Here is a 2,212-nt window from a genome sequence, read left to right on the forward strand (position 1 = left end):
CTGTTTGACCAATTTGAAGCGAGTAATCACAATAGTCCGCATCACAGGCACCACGAGATGCCCCAACTGCGCCACCCAACAATTCTGCCAACTCTTGCAAGGGCTTAAATCCGTCTTTACTTTTAACGCCTCGTCCTCCAGAAACAATAATTTTTGCTTCTGAAAGGTCCACCCCGCTTGTTGCATTACGAACAACATCTTTAACTATGGTGCGTAAATCTTTTATCTCAACTTTAACTGAAGTGACTTCTCCAAAACGTGATTCTTCCTTTTCTAGTAATGGAATATTATTTGGACGAATGGTTGCAAAAACCAATCCATCCGTAATCACTTTCTTTTCAAAAGCTTTTCCAGAATATATTGGACGAGTAAATATAACCTGATCTCCAATTACTTCTAGACTGATTGCATCAGAAATTAATCCTGACTTTAACTTTGCAGCAATTCTTGGTGAAATGTCTTTTCCGATAGAAGTATGCCCTAATATAAGGCCTTGAGGATTTTCTGCCTGTATGACTTGCACAATGGCCTGTGAATATGCATCTGATGTATAGGACTCTAAATCATTATGTTGAGCGATTATAACACGGTCTGCGCCAAACTGAATCATTGTATTTGCAAGGTTGTTCGCATCATTACCAAGCAGTAATCCGACCACTTCCCCACCATCTGAAATTTGCTTTGCAGCTGCAATCGCTTCAAAGGATACATTTCGCATTTCACCTTCACGTACCTCACCAAAAACCAAAACTTTTTTCGCCATGTTGTTTCCCCTCCTTAAATTACCTTCGCTTCTGTTTTTAATAAAGAAATAAGTTCTTGTGCCTGTTGTTTCAGATCTCCAACAAGAATTTTCCCTGCCCCTTTACCTGATGGCAAGAAAATCTCAATCGTTTTAGATTTTGCTTCAACATCCTCTTCATCTAAGTCTAAATCATCTAAATCTAATGTCTCGAGAGGCTTTTTCTTGGCCTTCATGATTCCGGGTAAAGACGGATAGCGAGGTTCATTTAAACCTTGTTGACAAGTCACAAGCAGCGGAAGCTGGGCTTCAACAATTTCGATATCCCCCTCGACATCCCGTTCGATCATTGCTTTATCACCATCAACGGTTAGCTTTGTTATGGTTGTAACGACAGTCATTCCAAGTTCCTCAGCAAGTCTTGGACCTACTTGTCCGGAACTGCCATCTACCGTTACATTTCCTGCTAAAATAATGTCTGTATCTTTGTCTTTAAGGAAAGAAGCTAATATCGTTGCTGTAGTGAATGGATCTCCATCTTCGACATCCTCATCGTTAATAAGTACAGCTTTATCAGCACCCATGGCCAGAGCAGTTCGAAGTTGTTTTTCCGTTTCGTCGTTGCCAACTGTAACAACAGTTACTTCTCCACCATGTTCTTCACGCAACTTAATCGCTTCTTCAACTGCATATTCATCATAAGGATTAATAATGAATTCTGCCCCGTCTTCAGACACTTTTCCGTTTTTAATAGAAATCTTTTCTTCTGTATCAAAAGTGCGCTTCATGATCACATAAATATTCATTCTTCTTCCTCCTCGAATTATTCCTGTCTTATTAGTCTCTATTGACAACGCTTTCATATAATCCATCCCCTACAAATAAAGAAATGAAGGCATAATTTCCTCATATTATAAGGAATTATACCTTTTTCTTTAATGGGACTATTTTTTTAAGGTAATTTTACACCAATTTTAAATGAAGCCTCCGTTTTTTCAATAACTTCCTCAACCGATACTCCGTCCTGAGTTTCCACGAGAACCATTCCTTCCGGAGTGAAATCAAATACAGCCAAATCAGTAATTAAACGGTGCACCACTTCTTTTCCAGTAAGGGGTAGTGTACACTCTTTTTTTACCTTTGATTTTCCGTGCTTATTCACATGTTCCATAATGACAACAACACGTTTTGCGCCGTTTACTAAGTCCATGGCGCCGCCCATTCCTTTGATCATCTTCCCCGGAATCATCCAATTAGCCAAATCTCCTGTTTGAGAAACTTCCATTCCCCCTAAGATAGCAAGATCGATATGACCGCCGCGAATCATTGCAAATGATTCAGCACTGTCGAAAAAAGAAGCGCCAGGTACAGCAGTTACCGTTTCTTTTCCCGCATTTATTAGATCGGGGTCTTCTGTACCTTCAACCGGATAAGGACCAATACCCAATAAGCCATTTTCTGATTGAAGCA

Annotated in this window: 3 protein-coding genes; all 3 read right to left on the reverse strand. The window is 39.9% G+C overall.

Going from position 1 to position 2,212, the window contains the following annotated elements; all coding sequences use genetic code 11:
- A partial coding sequence (locus tag V7137_RS23325) for an electron transfer flavoprotein subunit alpha/FixB family protein (RefSeq protein WP_335700282.1) occupies positions 1–763 on the reverse strand: 763 nt, incomplete at its 3' end.
- A 14-nt stretch (positions 764–777) separates the two neighbouring features.
- Entirely contained in the window at positions 778–1,548 is a 771-nt protein-coding gene (locus V7137_RS23330) for an electron transfer flavoprotein subunit beta/FixA family protein (RefSeq protein WP_335700283.1), read from the reverse strand.
- 146 nt (positions 1,549–1,694) lie between these two features.
- A partial coding sequence (locus V7137_RS23335) for a 3-oxoacid CoA-transferase subunit B (protein WP_335700284.1) occupies positions 1,695–2,212 on the reverse strand: 518 nt, incomplete at its 5' end.

Source organism: Neobacillus drentensis (assembly GCF_036962765.1).
GTDB classification, from domain to species: Bacteria; Bacillota; Bacilli; order Bacillales; family Cytobacillaceae; genus Neobacillus; species Neobacillus drentensis_C.

Bases quoted from the DNA above. Each gene is read 5' to 3' on its own strand.
- V7137_RS23330 (WP_335700283.1), bottom strand. From the start codon at position 1,548: ATGAATATTTATGTGATCATGAAGCGCACTTTTGATACAGAAGAAAAG.